The sequence below is a fragment of the Kitasatospora sp. NEAU-CNBT7 genome (assembly GCF_057220535.1).
Window position 1 is genome coordinate 211160 of the sequence record NZ_JBXQQB010000005.1, and the last position, 17818, is coordinate 228977.

Below are 17818 nucleotides of genomic sequence, written 5' to 3' on the forward strand. Positions count from 1 at the left end.
CGGGACGGGGGCCCGCGGCCGGCGGGTTCCCCCGCGACTGTCGGTGGCCGGTGACAGGCTGGCGGGATGAGTGAGCTCCCACCGCAGGACCTGCCGCCGCAGGACGTCGCGCCACAGGACGTCGCGCCGCACGACCTGCCGCCGCAGAACTACGCCCAGGGCTGGGCCGGGGCCGACGACCGCCGGACGCCGCCGCTGGTGGGCGACGAACGCGAGATCCTGACGTCCTTCCTGGACTTCCACCGCGAGACCTTCGCGCTCAAGTGCGCCGGGGTGCCGGCCGGCCGGCTGTCGGAGTACGGGCTGCCGCCGTCCGGGCTGAGCCTGCACGGGCTGCTGCGGCACCTGACGGGGGTGGAGCGGTGGTGGTTCCGGATCCAGTTCGCGGGGGACGACGTGCCGCTGCTGTACTACTCAGACGAGGACCCGGACCAGGACTTCGAGCGCCTCGACGGTGATCCGGAAGCGGCGTTCGCGCTGTGGCGCGAGGAGTGCGAGCGCTCCCGCGCGATCGTCGCCGCCGCGGCCTCGCTGGACGAGACGGGGGTGCACCGGGCGACCGGCGGTCCGGTCTCACTGCGCCGGATCCTGGTGCACCTGATCGCCGAGTACGCCCGGCACAACGGCCACGCCGACCTGCTGCGCGAGCGGATCGACGGCGCGACCGGCTACTGACCGCCCCCGGCCGAACAGCCCCGAGCAGCCACGAGCGGCCCGGAGCGGCCCCGCGCGCTCAGTCCCGGGCTGCGGCCACGAGCAGCGGCGAGTCCGCGTAGCCGGCCGCGAGCCGGGTGAAGCCGGAGGCGAGGACGGCGCGGACGGCGGCGCCGATCCCGGGCAGCGGGTCGCCGGCGGCCAGCCGGATGCGCATCTCCTCGAAGGCGGCAGCCCCGGCGGCGCCGGCCGACCAGGCGAACAGGGCCAGTTCGGCCCGCACCGCCGGGTCGCCGCCGGCTTCGCCGGCCCGTTCGACCAGCAGGTCGAGCAGCATCGCGCGGCGCTCGTCGACGACCGCGAGGTGGAAGCGGTGCAGCGCGGGACTGGCCAGCAGGATCCGTGCGAAGGTCCGGGACGCCTCCTCCTCCTCGGGGGCGAGGACCAGCGCCACGTTGGCGGCGTAGTAGCCGCGCAGCCCCTCGACCAGTTCCGCCCCGGTGCGGGCCGTCACCACGGCCCCCGGGAGGGCTTCGGCGAACTCCTGGCGCCGGCTGAAGAAGATGTCGTCCTTGGACGCGTAGTGGGTGAAGACGGTCGCGGGGGCGACCTCGGCCTCGGCGGCGATCTGGGTCAGCGTGACGCCGTCGAACCCCCGCTCGGCGAACAGTCGGAACGCCGCGTCGGCGATCGACCGGCGGGTCCGCTCCCGTTTCCGCCCGCGCAGCCCGGACCGGACCCCGGCGCCGCCCCCGGCTGCGAGGTCGGACGCGGGGTCGGGCACGGGAGCGGCGGAGGCGGCGGCGGTGGCGGTGGCGGCGGTCGCGGTCATGGGCTCAGAATAATCCACGGCGGCGAAAAAGTAGAGGTGCTACATTTTTGGAGACTCTCCAGAAATCACCCTCCCCGAAGGAGCCCGCGTGGGCACCAGCCCGTCCGCCGTCCGGCCCCCGGCCGGCACCGGCCGCACCCCGTCCCCAGCCCCGCCGGCCGCGCGCCGGCTGTCCACCACCGCCGTCCTGGTGATCGCCTGCGCCGCCCAGTTCATGGTGGTGCTGGACGTCTCGATCGTGAACGTGGCGCTGCCCGCGATGCGCGCCGACCTGCACCTCACCCCGGCCGGCCAGCAGTGGATCGTCAACGCCTACACCCTCGGCTTCGCCGGGCTGCTGCTGCTCGGCGGCCGGCTGGCCGACCTGATCGGGCCGCGGCGGGCGTTCCTGACCGGGCTCGGCGTGTTCACCCTGGCCTCGCTGGCGGGCGGGCTGGCCGACGGGGCCGGCCCGCTGATCGCCGCCCGGGCCGCCCAGGGCGTCGGCGGTGCGGTGCTGGCGCCGGCCACCCTCACCCTGATCATGACCACCTTCACCGAGCCGCGGGCGAGGACCCGGGCGATGGGCGCCTGGAGCGCCGTGATGGCGGCCGGCGGCGCGGCGGGCGCGGTGGTCGGCGGGCTGCTGACCGAGTACGCGGGCTGGCGCTGGGTGCTGTTCGTCAACGTCCCGGTGGGCGTCGCCCTGTTCCTGGCCGCGCTGGCGTACGTCCCGGCCGGGGCCGCCCGGCGCGGCGGCCTGCGCCGGATGGACCTGCCGGGGGCGGCCACCGTCACCGCCGGGCTCACCGCCCTGGTCTACGGGATCATCTCCACCGAGTCGCACGGCTGGGGCTCGCCCGTGGTCTGGGGTCCGCTGGCCGCCGCCGCCCTGCTGCTGGCCGCGTTCACCGCGATCGAGTCCCGGGTCGCCCATCCGCTGGTGCCGCTGGGGATCCTGCGCCGGCGCACCCTGGTGACCGCCAACCTGGTCACCATGCTGGCCGGCGCGGCGATGTTCGCGATGTGGTTCGTGCTCTCGCTCTACTTCCAGCAGGTGCTGGGCTACAGCGCGGTACGGGCCGGGCTGGCCTTCGTCGCCGGGTCCGCGGCGATCATCGCCGGCTCGCAGATCGCCACCCGGACCATCACCCGGACCGGTCCGCGCCCGCTGCTGGTGGCCGGGACCCTGACCAGCACCGTCGGGTTCGTCTGGCTGTCGCGCTTCACCCCGGACGGCGGCTACCTGACGGACGTGCTCGGCCCGTTCGTGCTGTGCACGCTCGGCATGGGCCTGTCGATGATGCCGGCCACCGTCGCCGCCACCGGCGGGGTCCCGCGCGAGGAGGCCGGGCTGGCGTCCGGGCTGGCCAACACCTTCCGCCAGGTCGGCGGCGCGGTCGGCCTGGCCGTCCTGGCCACCGTCGCCTCGCACACCACGGCCGCCCGCCTCGCGGAGGGCGGGGCGGCCGTCCCGCAGGCGCTGACGGCGGGCTTCGGGCGCGCCCTGCTGGTGGGCGCCCTGTTCACCGCCTGCGCGCTGCTCGGGGCGCTCACCCTCCCCACCCGGCGCGCCACCGCCGCGAAGGCGGCGGACACCCCCGCCTGAGCCCGGCCCGAGCCGGGCCCGGGCGGGGCCCGACCCCCGCCCGACCCGTCCGGCCGCACCGCCGCCCACCGTGTTGACGTGCGCACCGGCCGTCCCTGCGCGCTGTCTTGACGAACCGTCACCGTTGACCAAGCCTGGTCAAGTACCCTCAGCCAGGAGGTCAACGGTGACCGAGCAGCCGTCCCACGCCCGCGGCGGTACCGAGGTCCCGCTGCTCTCCGAGACGATCGGCGAGCGGCTGGACCACGCCGTCGCGGTGTTCCCCGACCGCGAGGCCCTGGTCGACGTCCCCAGCGGCCGGCGCTGGACGTACACCGCGCTGGCCCGGGACGTCGACCGCCTCGCCCGCGGCCTGCGGGCCCGGGGGGTGGCCAAGGGCGACCGGGTCGGCATCTGGGCCGCCAACTGCCCGGAGTGGGTCCTGGTCCAGTACGCCACCGCCCGGCTCGGCGCCGTCCTGGTCACCGTCAACCCGGCCTACCGGACCCACGAGCTCGCCTACGCGCTGAACCGCTCCGGGGTCTCGCTGCTGGTCGCCCTGGCCGACGAACGCGGCCCCGGAGCGGCGGCCGGCCGCGGCGGAGACCAGCACGGAATGGTCGCCGAGATCCGCGGGCGGTGTCCCGGGCTGCGCGAGACCCTGTGGATCGGCGAGGACCCCTGGCACCGGCTGGACGGCCCCGACGGTGACTTCCCCCGGCTGCACCCCGACGAGCCGATCAACATCCAGTACACCTCGGGCACCACCGGCTTCCCCAAGGGCGCCACCCTCTCGCACCGCAACATCCTCAACAACGGCCACTGCGTCGGCGCCCTGCTCGGCTACACCGAACAGGACCGGATCTGCGTCCCGGTGCCGTTCTACCACTGCTTCGGCATGGTCCTGGGCAACCTCGCGGCGCTCTCCCACGGCGCCTGCGTGGTGGTCCCCGCCCGCTCCTTCGACCCCGCCGCCACCCTGCGCGCCGTCGCCGCCGAGCGGGCCACCTCGCTGTACGGCGTGCCGACCATGTTCATCGCCGAACTCGCCCTGCCGGACTTCGCCGAGCACGACCTCTCCTCGCTGCGCACCGGCCTGATGGGCGGCTCGCCCTGCCCGGTCGAGGTGATGAAACGGGTGCAGAGCGACCTCGGCATGACCGAGGTCGCCATCGCGTACGGGATGACCGAGACCTCGCCCGTCTCCACCCTGACCCGGCGCGACGACGACCTGGAGCACCGCACCGGCACGGTCGGCCGGGTGCTGCCGCACGTCGAGGTCAAGGTGGCCGACCCCGCCGACGGCCGGGTGCTGCCACGCGGCGCGGTCGGCGAACTGTGCACCCGCGGCTACTCCGTGATGCTCGGCTACTGGGACGAACCGGAGCGGACGGCCGAGGTGGTCGACCGGGACGGCTGGATGCACACCGGCGACCTGGCGGTGATGCGGCCGGACGGCTACCTGTCCGTGGTGGGCCGGATCAAGGACATGATCATCCGGGGTGGGGAGAACATCTACCCCCGCGAGATCGAGGAGTACCTGCACACCCACCCCGCCGTCGCGGACGCCCAGGTGGTCGGGGTGCCGGACGAGCACTACGGCGAGGAGGTCTTCGCCTTCGTGGTGCTGCGCGACCCGGCCGGCGGGACCGGCCCCGCGGAGCTGACGGAGTTCTGCCGGGCCGGCATCGCCCGGTTCAAGGCGCCCCGGCACATCCGGGTGGTGGACGCGTTCCCGATGACGGTGAGCGGCAAGGTCAGGAAGACCGAGCTGCGCGAACTGGCGGCCCGGGAACTCGGTCGGTGAGGGCCGCCCGGCCTCGGGCACCGCACCGTGTTCGACCGCCGCCCCGACGGTCATCTAACCTGGTGACGTGCTCATACTCGTCAGCCGTCGCCACGTGGACCTGCTCCGCGTCACGAGCATGTCCTGTCGACGCTCCGGCTGACCTCTCCTCCCTCTCCCTGCCCTTGGGGCACACACCCTCCCCCGGCCCCGCCGCACCCGCCCCATCCGGCGCTCGGCGGCCGCGTTCCCGGACACCTCCGGGCACCGCCGGGGCATCGACCACAGCGGATGTCACCCATGACACAGCAGTCCCAGACCACCGGTCTCCCCGTGATCGACCTGTCCCTCGCCGACGGCACCGACCACGACCGCACCCGCCTGCACGACGCACTCCGCTCGGCCGCCACGGACGTCGGCTTCTTCCAGCTGACCGGTCACGGCATATCCCCGGACGAGACCAAGGCCCTGACCACCGCGATGCGGGCCTTCTTCGACCTCCCCGAGGCCGACCGGCTGGCCGTGAGCAACCTCAACTCCCCGCACTTCCGCGGCTACACCCGCACCGGCGACGAACGCACCGGCGGCAGCCAGGACTGGCGCGACCAGCTGGACATCGGCGCCGAACTCCCGCCGCACGTCCCCGGCCCCGGCGACCAGCCGTACTGGTGGCTGGAGGGCCCCAACCAGTGGCCCGAGGCCCTGCCCGAGCTGCGCACCGCCGCCCTCAGCTGGATCGACCGGCTCGGCGCCGTGGCCCACCGGCTGCTGCACGAGCTGCTCACCTCGATCGGCGCCCGGCCCGACTTCTACGACGACGCCTTCGCCGGCCACCCGCACCTGCGGCTGAAGCTGGTCCGCTACCCGGGCACCGCGCCGGACGGCGCCGGACAGGGCGTCGGCACGCACAAGGACTACGGCTTCATCACCCTGCTGCTGCAGGACACCGTCGGCGGCCTGCAGGTCGAACGGCCGGACGGCTCGTTCCTGGAGGTGCCGCCGATGGAGGGCGCCTTCGTGGTCAACCTCGGCGAGCTGCTGGAGGTCGCCACCGACGGCTACCTCAAGGCCACCAGCCACCGCGTGGTCAGCCCGGCCGGGGCCCGCGAACGGTTCTCGGTGCCGTTCTTCTACAACCCCCGGCTGGACGCCCACATCGAACCGCTGGACTTCCCGCACGCCCACCACGCGCCCGGGGCCACCCAGGACCCGTCCAACCCGCTGTTCGCCGAGTTCGGCCGCAACGAGCTCAAGGGCTACCTGCGCGCCCACCCCGAGGTGACCAGGCGGCACCACACCGAGCTGCTGCCGCTCACCGGCGCCTGAGCCCGGGAGCCCGTCCTCCGCTCCACCACCGCGCCCCGGTCCCCGCGAGGGGGCCGGGGCGCGGCCGTACGCCCGGACCCGGGGCGCCCGGCGCCGGGGTGCCGGGCGCCGTGGGCGGTGTTATCAGTGGGAGTGGCCCGCAGCGCACCGCCGGCGCCCGTCCGGCGGCCCGCCGGGCCGCTCGCGGGGACGACGGCCGTCCCGGCGTACGAGGATCGGTGAGACGGCATGGACGACTACCCGCTGCTGAACCTGTTCTGGACGATGCTGTGGTTCTTCCTCTGGATCATGTGGTTCTTCCTGCTCTTCAAGATCATCACGGACATCTTCCGCAGCCACGACCTGGGCGGCTGGGGCAAGGCCGGCTGGCTGATCCTGGTGCTGATCCTGCCGTTCCTCGGCGTCTTCGTTTACCTGATCGCCCGCGGCCAGAAGATGGGCGAACGGGACCTCCAGGACGCGCAGAAGCGCGAGGCCGCCCTCCAGGACTACATCCGGCAGACCGCCGGGACCGCCGACGGCGGGAAGGGCGGCGGTACGGGCGGCGGCGGCAAGGCCGACGAACTCGCCAAACTCGCCGAGCTCAAGCGCAACGGCGACCTCAGCCCGGAGGAGTTCGAGCAGGCCAAGGCCAGGCTGCTGGCCTGACACCGGAACACCCGCCGCTTCACCCGAACGGCTCTACGGGCGGCCGGGGAATGTGCCACCGCACCTCCCCCGGCCGCCCTCCGCGTACCCGGCGGGGCTCACCACTCGCGCCAGCGGTCCGTGATCTCGTACCGGCCGAGCCCGTGCCGCCCGGCCAGCGCCCCGACGTCCACACCCGCCTCGGCGAGCGACGCGTCGACGTAGTCGCAGAGCCGCTCGCGCTCGTCGGTCTCGTACCCGGCGCCGCCGTGCTCGTCGTTGACCGCGTTGAGCGCCAGCACCACGCGTTCGACCGCGCCCAGCACCTCCCCGTCGGAGGGCCCGGCCCACCCTCCCAGCTCGGCCTCGAAGGCGGCGAGCACCTCGTCGGTGCGGCACAGCAGCGACTCGGGGAACAGCCGCGACGCGTACGCCTCGGCGGGGTCGAGCGTCCCCGCGGCGAGGGCGCGGGCCTCCTCGGCGCGCCGCCGCCACCAGTAACGGGTGGGCCGCTCCGCCGTACCCGCGGAGGTGTCCGTCGCCGACTTCCCCGCTGTGCTCTCCGTCATGCCGACACGCTAGCCGCCGGGGCGGACAGCGAGCGCCGGGCCCGGCCTACCGGGCCGCCAGGCGTCTGCGGACGGCATGCAGGCGCCAAGGGGTCAGCCGGACGGCCATGAGCCCGGCAGCCGTGCTGACCGCAGCCAGCGTCCAGCAGACGGCGTCGGACGGCGGCTGCCACGTCCAGTCCCACCACAGGGCCCGACCCTGCTCGTCCGCCCCGAGGTAGGTGAGCGGAAACACCGTTGCGACCGGCAGGATCCACGCCAGGCGCCGGCCGAACACCCGGCCCGAGAGCAGGGCCAGTCCGGTCCATACCAGCAGGGCGCGGACCAGGACCACCGCCGTTCCGGGCCCGGCCGCCGAGAGTTCCACCCCGCCGACCAGGAGCACCGTCGCGGTGTACATCACCGCCAGGTGGAGCCCCTCGTAGCGGTCCATGACGCTCGACGCCGTGGCCTCCAGGTCCGCCATGCGGCTGTGCAGGCTCCCGGCCGTCAGCGCCGCGTAGGCGATCGGCAGCTCGCGGCGCATCGGGAACCCGGCACTGCGGCCCCCGTGCTGGAAGGGGAACGACAGCGTCAGCGAGCCGAAGGCGGCCTCGCACCCGGCGACCACGGCGAGGCACAGCACCACGACCGCGAGGTCGTGCGCCCGGGCGTAGCGCCGCGGGGCGTCCGACCACGGGGCACTAACCGCAGTAGGCACGTCGGATCACCTCGATGCGCTGCCCGGCCCAGGCGAACTGGTCGGCGTCCGGCCGGCGGATGACCTCCGCGACGGCGCCCGGGTCGACCGACGGCGGTCCGCCGTGCATGGTCGCGGGCATCGGCCCGCCGTAGATCCGCATGGCCAGCCACATCAGGAGTTCACCGGAGGCCTGGTAGAACCCGGGGGTGAAGGCGGCCGGGTCCGGCTCCGGACATCCCCGCGGGCGGGACGACTCCATGATGTCGCCGGCCATCGTCTGGGACGGGTCCCACATGTCGCCCTCGAGGATGTAGAAGCCCTCCGGGTCGTGGCTGCTGCCACCGTGCAGGCCGAGTTCGGCGATCGGCCGGTCGGGCAGCGTGACCAGACCCGCGGGAAGCTGCCGCATGCGGTCGGCCATCGCCTGCGCCCGGGGCAACTGGTTGCGGTCCTCGGGCCACAGGCAGACCGCCGGCGCGCCGGTGGTGCACAGCGGCCGGGCCGGTGCCGCGCGGTCCACCTGGAGCGGAGCCGTCAAGGCGAGGGCCGTGGTCACGACGAGGAGGGCGGCGCCGAACGCGACGGCCGACAGGGCACGCCTGCCTGCGTTCCGGCCGACCGGCCGGCGCAGCCCGACGGCTCCCACGAGGAGCAGTCCGGCGAGGGCCGTCCGCACGGCCAGCGCCGTCCAGGAGACGGTCTTGAAGGGCGCGCCGTTGATGACGAAGAGTCCGAGCTGCTGGGGGCCGGACGCCCAGGCGATGACGATGAAGCCACCGAGTCCGCACGCCACCGGGGTGGCGAACCCGCCGGAGAAGGCCCGGCCCGCCAGATGACCGGCGGCCGCGAAGGACACCATCAGCGCCGCGCCGAGCAGCAGGTAGCCGGGCCACAGGAACCCCGGGCCGGCGGTCGGCAGGCTGGCCGCGGCCGTGACCGCGGCTCCCAGCGCATAGGCCAGGAGTCCGTACGTCAAGGCCGCCGCGAGCTGCGCGAACTCCACCTGCAGGCGGGGCCGGGCCCCGGCTTCGAGCTGGTCCCGCAGGCGGTGGCGGCCCGTACGGCCGGCGGCCCACGCGGCGGCGGCCGCAAGGAACGGCGCCAGGTAGAACGCCGGTATCTGTGCCTGGACGCTGGTCAGCGGCCACTCGCCGATCCACCACCGACCGCGGCCGAAGACCGTCGCCAGGTCGAGCACGACCAGCAGCGGAAACCACCAGCGCAGTGGGGAGGCCCTCAGCTCCGTCCGGTAGACGCTCACCGGCCCGCCTCCAGCACGCTGATGTACCCGCGTTCGAGGGCGGTGTCGCCCTGGCTCCCGGGGGAAGCCAGGGCGGTCATCTCCGCCGGGGTGCCGCGGAACACGAACCGTCCCGCGGCCATGACCGCAACCTCCCGGCAGACCGCGGACACGTCCTCCACCAGGTGGGTGCTGAGCACGACGGCGGTGTCCTCGGCGAGTGACCTGATCAGCTCCCTGAACTCCAGGCGCTGGGCCGGGTCGAGGCCGACGGTGGGCTCGTCCAGCAGCACCAGCCGGGGCGATCCGACCAGCGCCGAGGCGATCCCGGCGCGCCGGAGCATGCCGCCGGACAGCGCCTTCATCCGGTCGTTCCGGCGGTCGCCGAGGCCGACCTGGTCGACGGCCCGGAGAGTGTCCCGGTGCACCCTGCGGGCCGGAACCTCCCGCAGCCAGGCGCAGTAGGCAACGAAGTCGTGCACCGTGAAGCCGGGGTGGAATCCGAAATCCTGCGGGAGGAACCCAATCTCCCGGCGGGCCAGGCGGGCCGACCGCTCGGAGGTGATGCGGCGGCCGAGGACCTCCACGGTCCCGGCGCCGGGCGGGGCGATCGTCGCCAACGTGCGCAGCAACGTGGTCTTCCCCGCCCCGTTGGGCCCGAGCAGTCCGAACGCTCCCACTCCGACATCGAGATCAAGGCCCTCGATGACCGTTCCCGACTTGTACCCCTGGGTCAGGCCGGAGACCCGGACGACAGGATCCATATCAATTCCTCGTGCAAGGGCGGTGTGCCAGGTGGTCCGCCGGGCACACCGCCGCTCTCTGCTCAGGGCGCGGCGAATTCGATCCAGGACCGCGTGATGCTGAATGTGCAATCGATCGCGCTGCTGTGCCGGCCGCCTAGGCGGCAGGTGCGACTCCGAATGCCGCGGTGGCCGCGCGGAGTCCTGCGAGGGCAACCGCGGCAGTGTCCTAGCGAACAGTCCGGGAACGGATCATGCGCAACCCCCCATTTGTCGCGCGCAGATCATTTGCGCCGAGCGATGGTATGACATGACGGACCGTCAGGCAAGGAAGATCGGTGACCCGCTGCGCCGGCCACGGCACGGTTCGGCAACGGCACGCGGTTGCTGGACCGGTGGCGACGGGCGGTGTCACACTGCTGCTGTCACAGCGCCGCTGCATCACCCTCCCGAGGACCGACCATGACGGCCACACCGGCCACACCCCCGGCCACACCCCCGGCCTCGCCGCCGCACCTGACCGTGGACGAACTCGCGGCCCGGGCCGGGGTGACCGTGCGGACGCTGCGGTTCTACAGCGCGAAGGGGCTGCTGCCGCCGCCGGAGCTCGGGCCGCGCCGGGTCGGGCAGTACGGGCCGGAGCACCTCGGGCGGCTGGAACTGATCGAGGAACTCCAGCGGCAGGGGCTGACCCTGGCGGCGATCGAACGCTACCTGGCCCAACTGCCCGAGGACATCAACTCGCTCGACCTCGCCATCCACCGGGCCCTGGTGGCGTCCTGGACACCGGAGGCCGCCGAGGAGGCCACCCGGGCGCAGGTCGAACGGCGGGCCGGACGGGCGCTGACCGACGCCGACCTCGACCGGCTGACCGCGATGGGGGCGCTGCACCGCACCGGGCAGCCGGAGGTCTTCAAGGTCGACCCCGGGCTGCTGCCGCTCGGGGTGCGGGTGCTGGACGTGCCGATCCCGCTGGAGACGCTGGTGGCGGCGCGGGCGGTGGTGCGACTCCACAGCCGGGCGACCGCGCACGACCTGCAGCGGCTGTTCCGCGAGACGGTGTGGAAGCCGTACCGGGAGAGCGGCCCGCCGGCGGAGGAGCTGGAGCGGATGAAGACGCTCACCGACCAGATCCAGCCGATGGTGGTGCAGGCCCTGGTGACGGCCTTCCAACGCTCGCTCGCGGAGGAACTGGCGGCCCGGCGGACAACGGACTGAAGGGGCCGCGCCCCGGGGCACTCCCCGGGGCGCCGGGGGTCCCCCCAGCGCCCCCGAGAGAGAGCCGGGTGGCTCAGTCGGTGAAGGTGCGGCCCTCCGCGGACATCCGGTCGAGGAGGGCGGGGGGCTGGAAGCGGTCGCCGTAGGCGGCGGCGAGTTCGCGGGCGCGGGCGGTGAAGCCGGGGAGGCCGCCGCGGTAGCCGTTGATGTACTGGAGGACGCCGCCGGTCCAGGCGGGGAAGCCGATGCCCAGGATGGAGCCGATGTTGGCGTCGGCGACCGAGGTCAGGACGGACTCCTCCAGGCAGCGGACCGAGTCGAGGGCCTCGGCGAAGAGCATCCGCTCCTTCATGTCCTCGAACGGGATCTCGGCGCCGGGCCGGGTGAAGTGTTCCCGCAGGCCGGGCCAGAGGCGGGTGCGGCGGCCGTCCTGGTAGTCGTAGAAGCCGGCGCCGCCGCTGCGGCCGGGGCGGTCGAACTCGTCGAGCATCCGGTCCATGACGGTGTCGGCGGGGTGCGGGGCCCAGCTGCCGCCGGCGTCCTCGACGGCGCGGCGGGCCTCGTTGCGGATCTTGCGGGGCAGGGTGAGGGTGAGCTCGTCGAGCAGCGAGAGCACCTTGGCGGGGTAGCCCGCCTGCGCGGCGGCCTGTTCGACCGAGACCGGGTCGAGGCCCTCGGCGACCATCGCGACGCCCTCGTTGATGAACTGGCCGATCACCCGGGAGGTGAAGAAGCCGCGGGAGTCGTTGACCACGATGGGGGTCTTGTTGATCTGGCGGACCAGGTCGAAGGCGCGGGCGAGTGCCTCGTCACCGGTCTGCGGGCCACGGATGATCTCGACCAGCGGCATCTTGTCGACCGGCGAGAAGAAGTGCAGGCCGATGAAGTCGGCGGTGCGGGTGACCCCTTCGGCGAGCAGGCCGATCGGGAGGGTGGAGGTGTTGGAGCAGAGCAGGGCGTCCGGGGCGACGACGTCCTGGACCTCCTGGAAGACCTTGTGCTTGAGCTCGGGGTTCTCGAACACCGCCTCGATCACGGTGTCGCAGCCGGCCAGGTCGGCGGCGTCGGCGGTCGGGGTGATCCGGGCGAGCAGTTCCTCGCGCTGCGCGGGGGTGGTGCGGCCGCGGGCCACGGCCTTGTCCAGCAGTCCGGCCGAGTAGGCCTTGCCGCGCTCGGCGGCCTCGAGGGTGACGTCCTTGAGCAGGACCTGGATCCCGGCCTTGGCACAGGAGTACGCGATGCCGGCGCCCATCATGCCGGCGCCCAGCACGGCGACCTTCGCGGCGGTCCGGGGTTCGACGCCCTTGGGGCGGCCGGCGCCGGAGTTGACGGCCTGGAGGTCGAAGAAGAAGGCCTGGATCATGTTCTTGGAGATCTGCCCGCAGGCCAGCTCGGTGAAGTACCGGGCCTCGATCACCATCGCGGTGTCGACGTCGACCTGGGCGCTCTCGACGGCGGCGGCCAGGATGTTGCGGGGCGCCGGGTAGTCGGCGCCGGCCAGCTGCTTGCGCAGGTTGGCGGGGAAGGCCGGGAGGTTGGCGGCGAAGGCGGGGGTGCTGGGGGTGCCGCCCGGGATCTTGTAGCCCTTGGCGTCCCAGGGCTGGGCGGACTCCGGGTTGGCGTCCACGAAGGCGCGCGCCTTGGCGAGCATCTCCTCGGCGGTGGCGGCGAGTTCGTGCACCAGGCCGTTCTCCAGCGCCTGGGTCGGGCGGTACTGGCGGCCCTGCAGCAGGACCTTGAGCAGGGCGTCGGTGATGCCCATCATCCGGACCGTGCGGACCACTCCGCCGCCGCCGGGGAGCAGGCCGAGGGTGACCTCGGGCAGGCCGATCTTGCTGCCGGGGGCCTCCAGGGCGATCCGGTGGTGGCAGGCGAGGGCGATCTCCAGGCCGCCGCCGAGGGCGGCGCCGTTGATCGCGGCGACCACGGGCCGGCCGAGGGTCTCCAGGCGGCGCAGGGCGCGCTTGATCCGCATCGAGTTGGCGAACACCTGCTCGGCGTCCTCGGGCCGGGCGGCGGAGATCAGGCGCAGGTCGCCGCCGGCGAAGAAGGTCTTCTTGGCCGAGGTGATGATGACGCCGCGCAGCTCCTCGGTGGCGGCCAGCCGTTCGACCGTGGCCTCCAGGGCGTCGGTGAAGGCGGCGTTCATGGTGTTGGCGGACTGGGCGGGGTCGTCGAGGACGAGGGTGACCACACCGTCCTGGTCCTGCTCCCAGCGGATGGCAGTCGTGTTGCTCATGGAAACGTGTCTCCCGGGAGTCAGATGCGCTCGATGACGGTGGCGACGCCCATGCCGCCGCCGACGCAGAGGGTGGCCAGGCCGTAGCGCAGGTCGCGGCGCTCCAGCTCGTCGATCAGGGTGCCGATCAGCATGGCGCCGGTGGCGCCCAGCGGGTGGCCGAGCGCGATGGCGCCGCCGTTGACGTTCACCTGGTCGTGGCGGAAGCCGAGTTCGCGGATGAAGCGCAGGGCGACGGCGGCGAAGGCCTCGTTGATCTCGACCAGGTCGATGTCGTCGGCGGTCAGCCCGGCCTTGGCGAGGGCCTTGCGGGTGGCGGGGGCCGGGCCGGTGAGCATGATGGTGGGCTCGGAGCCGGAGACGGCGGCGGAGACGATCCGGGCGCGCGGGCGCAGCCCGTACCGTTCGCCGATCTCGCGGGAGCCGATCGCGACCAGGGCGGCGCCGTCGACGATGCCGGAGGAGTTGCCGGCGTGGTGGACGTGGTCGATGGACTCGACCCAGTGGTACTTCTGCAGGGCGACTGCGTCGAAGCCGCCGGCCTCGCCGATGCCGGCGAAGGAGGGCTTGAGGCCGGCCAGGGTCTCCACCGTGGTGCCGGGGCGGATGAACTCGTCGCGCTCCAGGACGACCAGGCCGTTGCGGTCCCTGACCGGGACCACCGAGCGGTCGAAGTGGCCGTCGGCCTGGGCCTTGGCGGCGCGGGCCTGGGACTCGGCGGCGAAGGCGTCCACGTCGGTGCGGGACAGCCCTTCGAGGGTGGCGATCAGGTCGGCGCCGATGCCCTGCGGGACGAAGCCGGTCTCGAAGCTGGTCATCGGGTCCATCGCCCAGGCGCCGCCGTCGGAGCCCATCTTGACCCGGGACATCGACTCGACGCCGCCGGCCAGGATGAGGTCCTCCCAGCCGGAACGGACCTTGGCGGCGGCCAGGTTGACGGCCTCCAGGCCGGAGGCGCAGAACCGGTTCTCCTGGACGCCCGCGACGGTGTCCGGCAGGCCGGCCGCGATGGCGGCGATCCGGGCGATGTCGGAGCCCTGGTCGCCGATCGGGCTGACCACGCCGAGCACGATGTCGTCGATCGCGGCCGGGTCCAACGACGGGAACCGGGCCTGGAGTTCGTGGATCAGGCCGACCACCAGGTCGATCGGCTTGGTGCCGTGCAGCGAGCCGTTGGCCTTGCCTCGGCCGCGTGGGGTGCGGATAGCGTCGTAGACGTACGCTTCGGTGGTCACGGTGGGTGCCTCTCCGGGAAGTGCCAGGTCGGGAAGTGCCGGTCGGGGGGTCTGGTGCCGCGTCAGGCGAGGAGGGAGCGGCCGATGATCTCTTTCATGATCTCGGTGGTGCCCCCGTAGATGGTCTGGATCCGCCCGTCGGTGAACGCCCGGGCGACCGGGAACTCGCTCATGTAGCCGTAGCCGCCGTGCAGTTGCAGGCAGCGGTCGGCGGTGCGCTTGTGCAGTTCGGTGGCCCACCACTTGGCCATCGAGGCGTCCACCGGGGTGAGCGCGTAGCGGTTGTGCTCGGTGATGCAGCGGTCGACGAAGGTCCGGGTGACGGCGCACTCGGTGGCCAGTTCGGCGATCTCGAAGCGGATGTGCTGGAGCTTGGCCAGCGGCCGGCCGAAGGCGGTGCGCTGCTTGACGTACTCGGTGGTGAGCTCGACCAGGTGCTCGGCGCCGGCGATGGCGGCGACCGCGATGGCGAGGCGCTCCTGGGCGAGGTTGCGCATCAGGTACAGGAAGCCCTGGTTCTCCTCGCCGAGCAGGTTCTCCTTGGGGACGCGGACGTCGGTGAAGAACAGCTCGGCGGTGTCCTGGGACTTCTGGCCGATCTTGTCGAGGTTGCGGCCGCGTTCGAAGCCCGCCGTGCCGCGCTCGACCACCAGCAGGCTGAGCCCGTGCGCGCCGCCCTCCGGGGTGGTCCGGGCGACCACCACGACCAGGTCGGACAGGATGCCGTTGGAGATGAAGGTCTTGCTGCCGTTGAGCAGGTAGTGGTCGCCCCGGTCGACGGCGGAGGTCCGGATGGACTGCAGGTCCGAGCCGGTGCCGGGTTCGGTCATCGCGATGGCGGTGATCAGCTCGCCACTGCAGAACCCGGGCAGCCAGCGCCGCTTCTGCTCGTCGGTGGCCAGCGAGGTCAGGTACGGGCCGATGATGTCGTTGTGCAGGCCGATCGCCAGTCCGCTCACCCCGGCGCGGGTGAACTCCTCGGCCAGCACCGCCGCGTGGCGGAAGTCGGGGGTACCGCCGCCGCCGTACTCGGCGGGCACGGCCATCCCGAGCAGGCCCTGCCGGCCGGCCGCGAGCCAGGCGCCGCGGTCGACGATGCCGTCCTTCTCCCAGCGCTCGTAGTGCGGCAGCACCTCCTTGGCCAGGAAGGCCTTGACGGTCTCCCGGAACGCCTCGTGCTCCTCGGTGTAGAGCTCTCGTTGCACCTGGGTCGGTCCTCTCGGGGCGGGGCGGGGATGGTGCCGGGTCAGGGGTGGCGCCGGGGTCAGGGGGTGGCTGCGGGGCCGGGGGCGCCGGGTCCGGCGGCGGGGTCGAGGGCGGGGTCCGGGGCGGCGGGGTCGAGGGCGGGGACGCCCCAGTCCGCGGCGACCTCGGCGGTGTGCGCCCCGGGCCGGGTGGGCGGTCGGCGCAGTGCGCCGGGGGTGGCGGAGAAGCGGGGGGCGGGGGCGGGCTGGGTGATGCCCTCGTGGGTGGTGTAGGTGGCGCGGGCGGCGAGGTGCGGGTGCTCGGCGGCTTGGCCGAGGGTCAGCACCGGGGCGACGCAGGCGTCGGTGCCCTCGAACCGGTCGGTCCACTCGGCCTGGGTGCGGGTGGCGAAGCGGTCGGCGATCAGCTTGCGCAGTTCGGGCCAGCGGGCGGGGTCGTACTGGGCCGGGGCGTCCGCGCCGAGTTCCAGCAGGGCGGCGAACTCGGCGTAGAACTGCGGTTCCAGGGCGCCGACGGCCATGTAGCGGCCGTCGGCGGTCCGGTAGGTGTCGTACCAGGGGGCGCCGCCGTCGAGCAGGTTGACGCCGCGGCGGTCGTGCCACTGGCCGGCCGCCAGCAGGCCCCAGAGGATCGAGGTGAGGTGGGCGGTGCCGTCGACGATGGCGGCGTCGACCACCTGGCCCCGGCCGGTGCGTTCGGCGTGGCGCAGGGCGGCGAGCAGGCCGATGACCAGGTAGAGCGAGCCGCCGGCGTAGTCGCCGAGCAGGTTGGCGGGGATGCCCGGGGGGCCGTCGGCGGGGCCGATCAGGCCGAGCGCGCCGGCGGTGGCGGTGTAGCCGATGTCGTGGCCGGCCCGGGCGGCGAGCGGACCGCTCTGGCCCCAGCCGGTCATCCGGCCGTAGACCAGAGCGGGGTTGCGGGCGAGGCAGGCGTCCGGGCCGACGCCGAGGCGTTCGGCGACGCCGGGGCGGTAGCCCTCGATCAGCAGGTCGGCGCGGGCGGCCAGGTCGAGGACGAGGGCGGGGCCGCCGGGGCTCTTGAGGTCGACCAGGACCGAGCGCTTGTTGCGGTTGGTGAGGTCGAAGTCCGGGTCGGGGCCGATCGGGGGCGGGCCGGGACGGTCCACCCGGACCACGTCGGCGCCGAGGTCGCCGAGCAGCATGGCGGCGAACGGGCCGGGGCCGATCCCGGCCAGCTCCAGTACCCGCAGTCCGGCCAGCGGGCCGGGGGCGGTCGTCTCAGCCACTGCTCGGCCTCCTGGCACTGCTCGGTGTCCTGGCACTGCTCGGCGTCCCGGGTCCGGGCCGGTCCGCCCGGCCGGGGCGGCGTACGGCCATGTTTGACAGTGAAGCTGTCACAGTCGTGATGATAGGCAGTTGACCCGCCGGTAACAAGGGTCGCACCCGGGCCCGTCCGCCCTCGTTGCGAACCGCCCCGGGCAGGCGGATTCTGGGGGCTGAGGCTCCACCCACCGGAAGGTGACCGCCATGCACAACCACTGGACCGTCGACCTGGACTTCGACGAGGACGATGACCGCACCACCTGCACCGCCAAGCTCAGCGGCTTCAGCGCGCCTGGCGCCGTCGGCACCGGCTCGGCCCGCCGCAGCCCCGACGACACCCCCGACATGGCGGTCGGCGAGGAGCTGGCCGCGGCCCGGGCCTGCTCCGACCTGGCGCACTCGCTGATCGAGAAGGCCGCCTCCGGGATCGAGGCGCACACCCACGAACCGGCCCGGCTGATCTTCTGACCGCCGGGCACCGGCCCTGCCCCCGGCCCCGAACCCGGGGCGCCACCGCCACCCGCCGCCCGCCGTCCGGCACCGCCGGGCGGCGGGCGGGTCGGCGGGCGGGCGCTTCCCCGGCCGCGCTACCGGCGGGTAGAGTCGCGTCG

The 17818-nt window shown here is 73.7% G+C and carries 16 protein-coding genes; 7 read left to right on the forward strand and 9 right to left on the reverse strand.

Annotated elements, in window-relative coordinates:
- Positions 1 to 66: 66 nt before the first annotated feature.
- Entirely contained in the window at positions 67 to 675 is a 609-nt protein-coding gene (locus AC2TEW_RS09290; protein ID WP_484622870.1) for a DinB family protein, read from the forward strand.
- A gap of 58 nt (positions 676 to 733) precedes the next feature.
- Here the strand turns inward: AC2TEW_RS09290 and AC2TEW_RS09295 are convergent, their stop codons facing one another.
- Positions 734 to 1486, reverse strand: a complete 753-nt coding sequence (locus AC2TEW_RS09295; protein ID WP_484622871.1) for a TetR/AcrR family transcriptional regulator — start codon at positions 1484 to 1486, stop codon at positions 734 to 736.
- Positions 1487 to 1574: 88 nt separating this feature from the next.
- On the opposite strand from AC2TEW_RS09295, the gene AC2TEW_RS09300 reads away from it, so the two are divergent.
- The 4 genes from AC2TEW_RS09300 to AC2TEW_RS09315 all read left to right on the forward strand — a co-directional run bounded on the left by AC2TEW_RS09300 (position 1575) and on the right by AC2TEW_RS09315 (position 6813).
- Positions 1575 to 3074 (forward strand): MFS transporter, encoded by a 1500-nt coding sequence (locus tag AC2TEW_RS09300; protein ID WP_484622872.1) that lies wholly within the window; start codon positions 1575 to 1577, stop codon positions 3072 to 3074.
- 166 nt (positions 3075 to 3240) lie between these two features.
- A complete protein-coding gene (locus tag AC2TEW_RS09305) occupies positions 3241 to 4860 on the forward strand; it encodes an AMP-binding protein (RefSeq protein WP_484622873.1) in 1620 nt (539 codons plus the stop codon).
- Between the two features lie 279 nt (positions 4861 to 5139).
- Positions 5140 to 6165, forward strand: coding sequence for an isopenicillin N synthase family dioxygenase (locus AC2TEW_RS09310; RefSeq protein WP_484622874.1), 1026 nt, complete (start codon positions 5140 to 5142; stop codon positions 6163 to 6165).
- A gap of 228 nt (positions 6166 to 6393) precedes the next feature.
- Entirely contained in the window at positions 6394 to 6813 is a 420-nt protein-coding gene (locus AC2TEW_RS09315; protein ID WP_484622875.1) for an SHOCT domain-containing protein, read from the forward strand.
- 98 nt (positions 6814 to 6911) lie between these two features.
- On the opposite strand, the gene AC2TEW_RS09320 is transcribed toward AC2TEW_RS09315, so the two are convergent.
- Genes AC2TEW_RS09320 through AC2TEW_RS09335 form a run of 4 tightly spaced genes read right to left on the reverse strand, consistent with a single transcriptional unit; the run spans position 6912 to position 10047 of the window.
- Positions 6912 to 7361 (reverse strand): hypothetical protein, encoded by a 450-nt coding sequence (locus AC2TEW_RS09320; RefSeq protein WP_484622876.1) that lies wholly within the window; start codon positions 7359 to 7361, stop codon positions 6912 to 6914.
- A 46-nt stretch (positions 7362 to 7407) separates the two neighbouring features.
- Positions 7408 to 8061 carry a hypothetical protein gene (locus AC2TEW_RS09325; RefSeq protein WP_484622877.1) on the reverse strand — a complete coding sequence of 218 codons (654 nt, stop codon included), beginning with the start codon at positions 8059 to 8061 and terminating at the stop codon, positions 7408 to 7410.
- Positions 8045 to 9304 (reverse strand): hypothetical protein, encoded by a 1260-nt coding sequence (locus tag AC2TEW_RS09330; protein WP_484622878.1) that lies wholly within the window; start codon positions 9302 to 9304, stop codon positions 8045 to 8047. The genes AC2TEW_RS09325 and AC2TEW_RS09330 overlap by 17 nt, the downstream gene beginning before the upstream one ends.
- On the reverse strand, positions 9301 to 10047 hold the full coding sequence (locus AC2TEW_RS09335; RefSeq protein ID WP_484622879.1) for an ATP-binding cassette domain-containing protein: 747 nt from the start codon (positions 10045 to 10047) through the stop codon (positions 9301 to 9303). Before AC2TEW_RS09335 ends, AC2TEW_RS09330 begins: the two co-directional genes overlap by 4 nt.
- 441 nt (positions 10048 to 10488) lie before the next feature.
- Here AC2TEW_RS09335 and AC2TEW_RS09340 point away from each other — a divergent pair, with 441 nt between their 5' ends.
- Positions 10489 to 11244 carry a MerR family transcriptional regulator gene (locus tag AC2TEW_RS09340; RefSeq protein ID WP_484622880.1) on the forward strand — a complete coding sequence of 252 codons (756 nt, stop codon included), beginning with the start codon at positions 10489 to 10491 and terminating at the stop codon, positions 11242 to 11244.
- Positions 11245 to 11317: 73 nt separating this feature from the next.
- Here the strand turns inward: AC2TEW_RS09340 and AC2TEW_RS09345 are convergent, their stop codons facing one another.
- The 4 genes from AC2TEW_RS09345 to AC2TEW_RS09360 form a co-directional block, all read right to left on the reverse strand.
- On the reverse strand, positions 11318 to 13483 hold the full coding sequence (locus tag AC2TEW_RS09345) for a 3-hydroxyacyl-CoA dehydrogenase NAD-binding domain-containing protein (RefSeq protein ID WP_484622881.1): 2166 nt from the start codon (positions 13481 to 13483) through the stop codon (positions 11318 to 11320).
- A gap of 20 nt (positions 13484 to 13503) precedes the next feature.
- A complete protein-coding gene (locus AC2TEW_RS09350; protein WP_484622882.1) occupies positions 13504 to 14718 on the reverse strand; it encodes an acetyl-CoA C-acetyltransferase in 1215 nt (404 codons plus the stop codon).
- Positions 14719 to 14780: 62 nt separating this feature from the next.
- Positions 14781 to 15923 (reverse strand): acyl-CoA dehydrogenase family protein, encoded by a 1143-nt coding sequence (locus tag AC2TEW_RS09355; RefSeq protein WP_033825694.1) that lies wholly within the window; start codon positions 15921 to 15923, stop codon positions 14781 to 14783.
- A gap of 59 nt (positions 15924 to 15982) precedes the next feature.
- Positions 15983 to 17143 carry a CaiB/BaiF CoA transferase family protein gene (locus tag AC2TEW_RS09360; protein WP_484623012.1) on the reverse strand — a complete coding sequence of 387 codons (1161 nt, stop codon included), beginning with the start codon at positions 17141 to 17143 and terminating at the stop codon, positions 15983 to 15985.
- Between the two features lie 268 nt (positions 17144 to 17411).
- Between AC2TEW_RS09360 and AC2TEW_RS09365 the strand changes: the two genes are divergently transcribed.
- The gene (locus AC2TEW_RS09365; protein ID WP_484622883.1) at positions 17412 to 17675 is read left to right on the forward strand and encodes a dsRBD fold-containing protein; all 264 of its coding nucleotides are present in this window, start codon (positions 17412 to 17414) and stop codon (positions 17673 to 17675) included.
- Positions 17676 to 17818: the final 143 nt, after the last annotated feature.

Bases quoted from the DNA above. Each gene is read 5' to 3' on its own strand.
- AC2TEW_RS09345 (WP_484622881.1), bottom strand. From the start codon at position 13,483: ATGAGCAACACGACTGCCATCCGCTGGGAGCAGGACCAGGACGGTGTG.
- AC2TEW_RS09340 (WP_484622880.1), top strand. From the start codon at position 10,489: ATGACGGCCACACCGGCCACACCCCCGGCCACACCCCCGGCCTCGCCG.
- AC2TEW_RS09310 (WP_484622874.1), top strand. From the start codon at position 5,140: ATGACACAGCAGTCCCAGACCACCGGTCTCCCCGTGATCGACCTGTCC.
- AC2TEW_RS09315 (WP_484622875.1), top strand. From the start codon at position 6,394: ATGGACGACTACCCGCTGCTGAACCTGTTCTGGACGATGCTGTGGTTC.
- AC2TEW_RS09335 (WP_484622879.1), bottom strand. From the start codon at position 10,047: ATGGATCCTGTCGTCCGGGTCTCCGGCCTGACCCAGGGGTACAAGTCG.
- AC2TEW_RS09365 (WP_484622883.1), top strand. From the start codon at position 17,412: ATGCACAACCACTGGACCGTCGACCTGGACTTCGACGAGGACGATGAC.
- AC2TEW_RS09320 (WP_484622876.1), bottom strand. From the start codon at position 7,361: ATGACGGAGAGCACAGCGGGGAAGTCGGCGACGGACACCTCCGCGGGT.
- AC2TEW_RS09290 (WP_484622870.1), top strand. From the start codon at position 67: ATGAGTGAGCTCCCACCGCAGGACCTGCCGCCGCAGGACGTCGCGCCA.
- AC2TEW_RS09295 (WP_484622871.1), bottom strand. From the start codon at position 1,486: ATGACCGCGACCGCCGCCACCGCCACCGCCGCCGCCTCCGCCGCTCCC.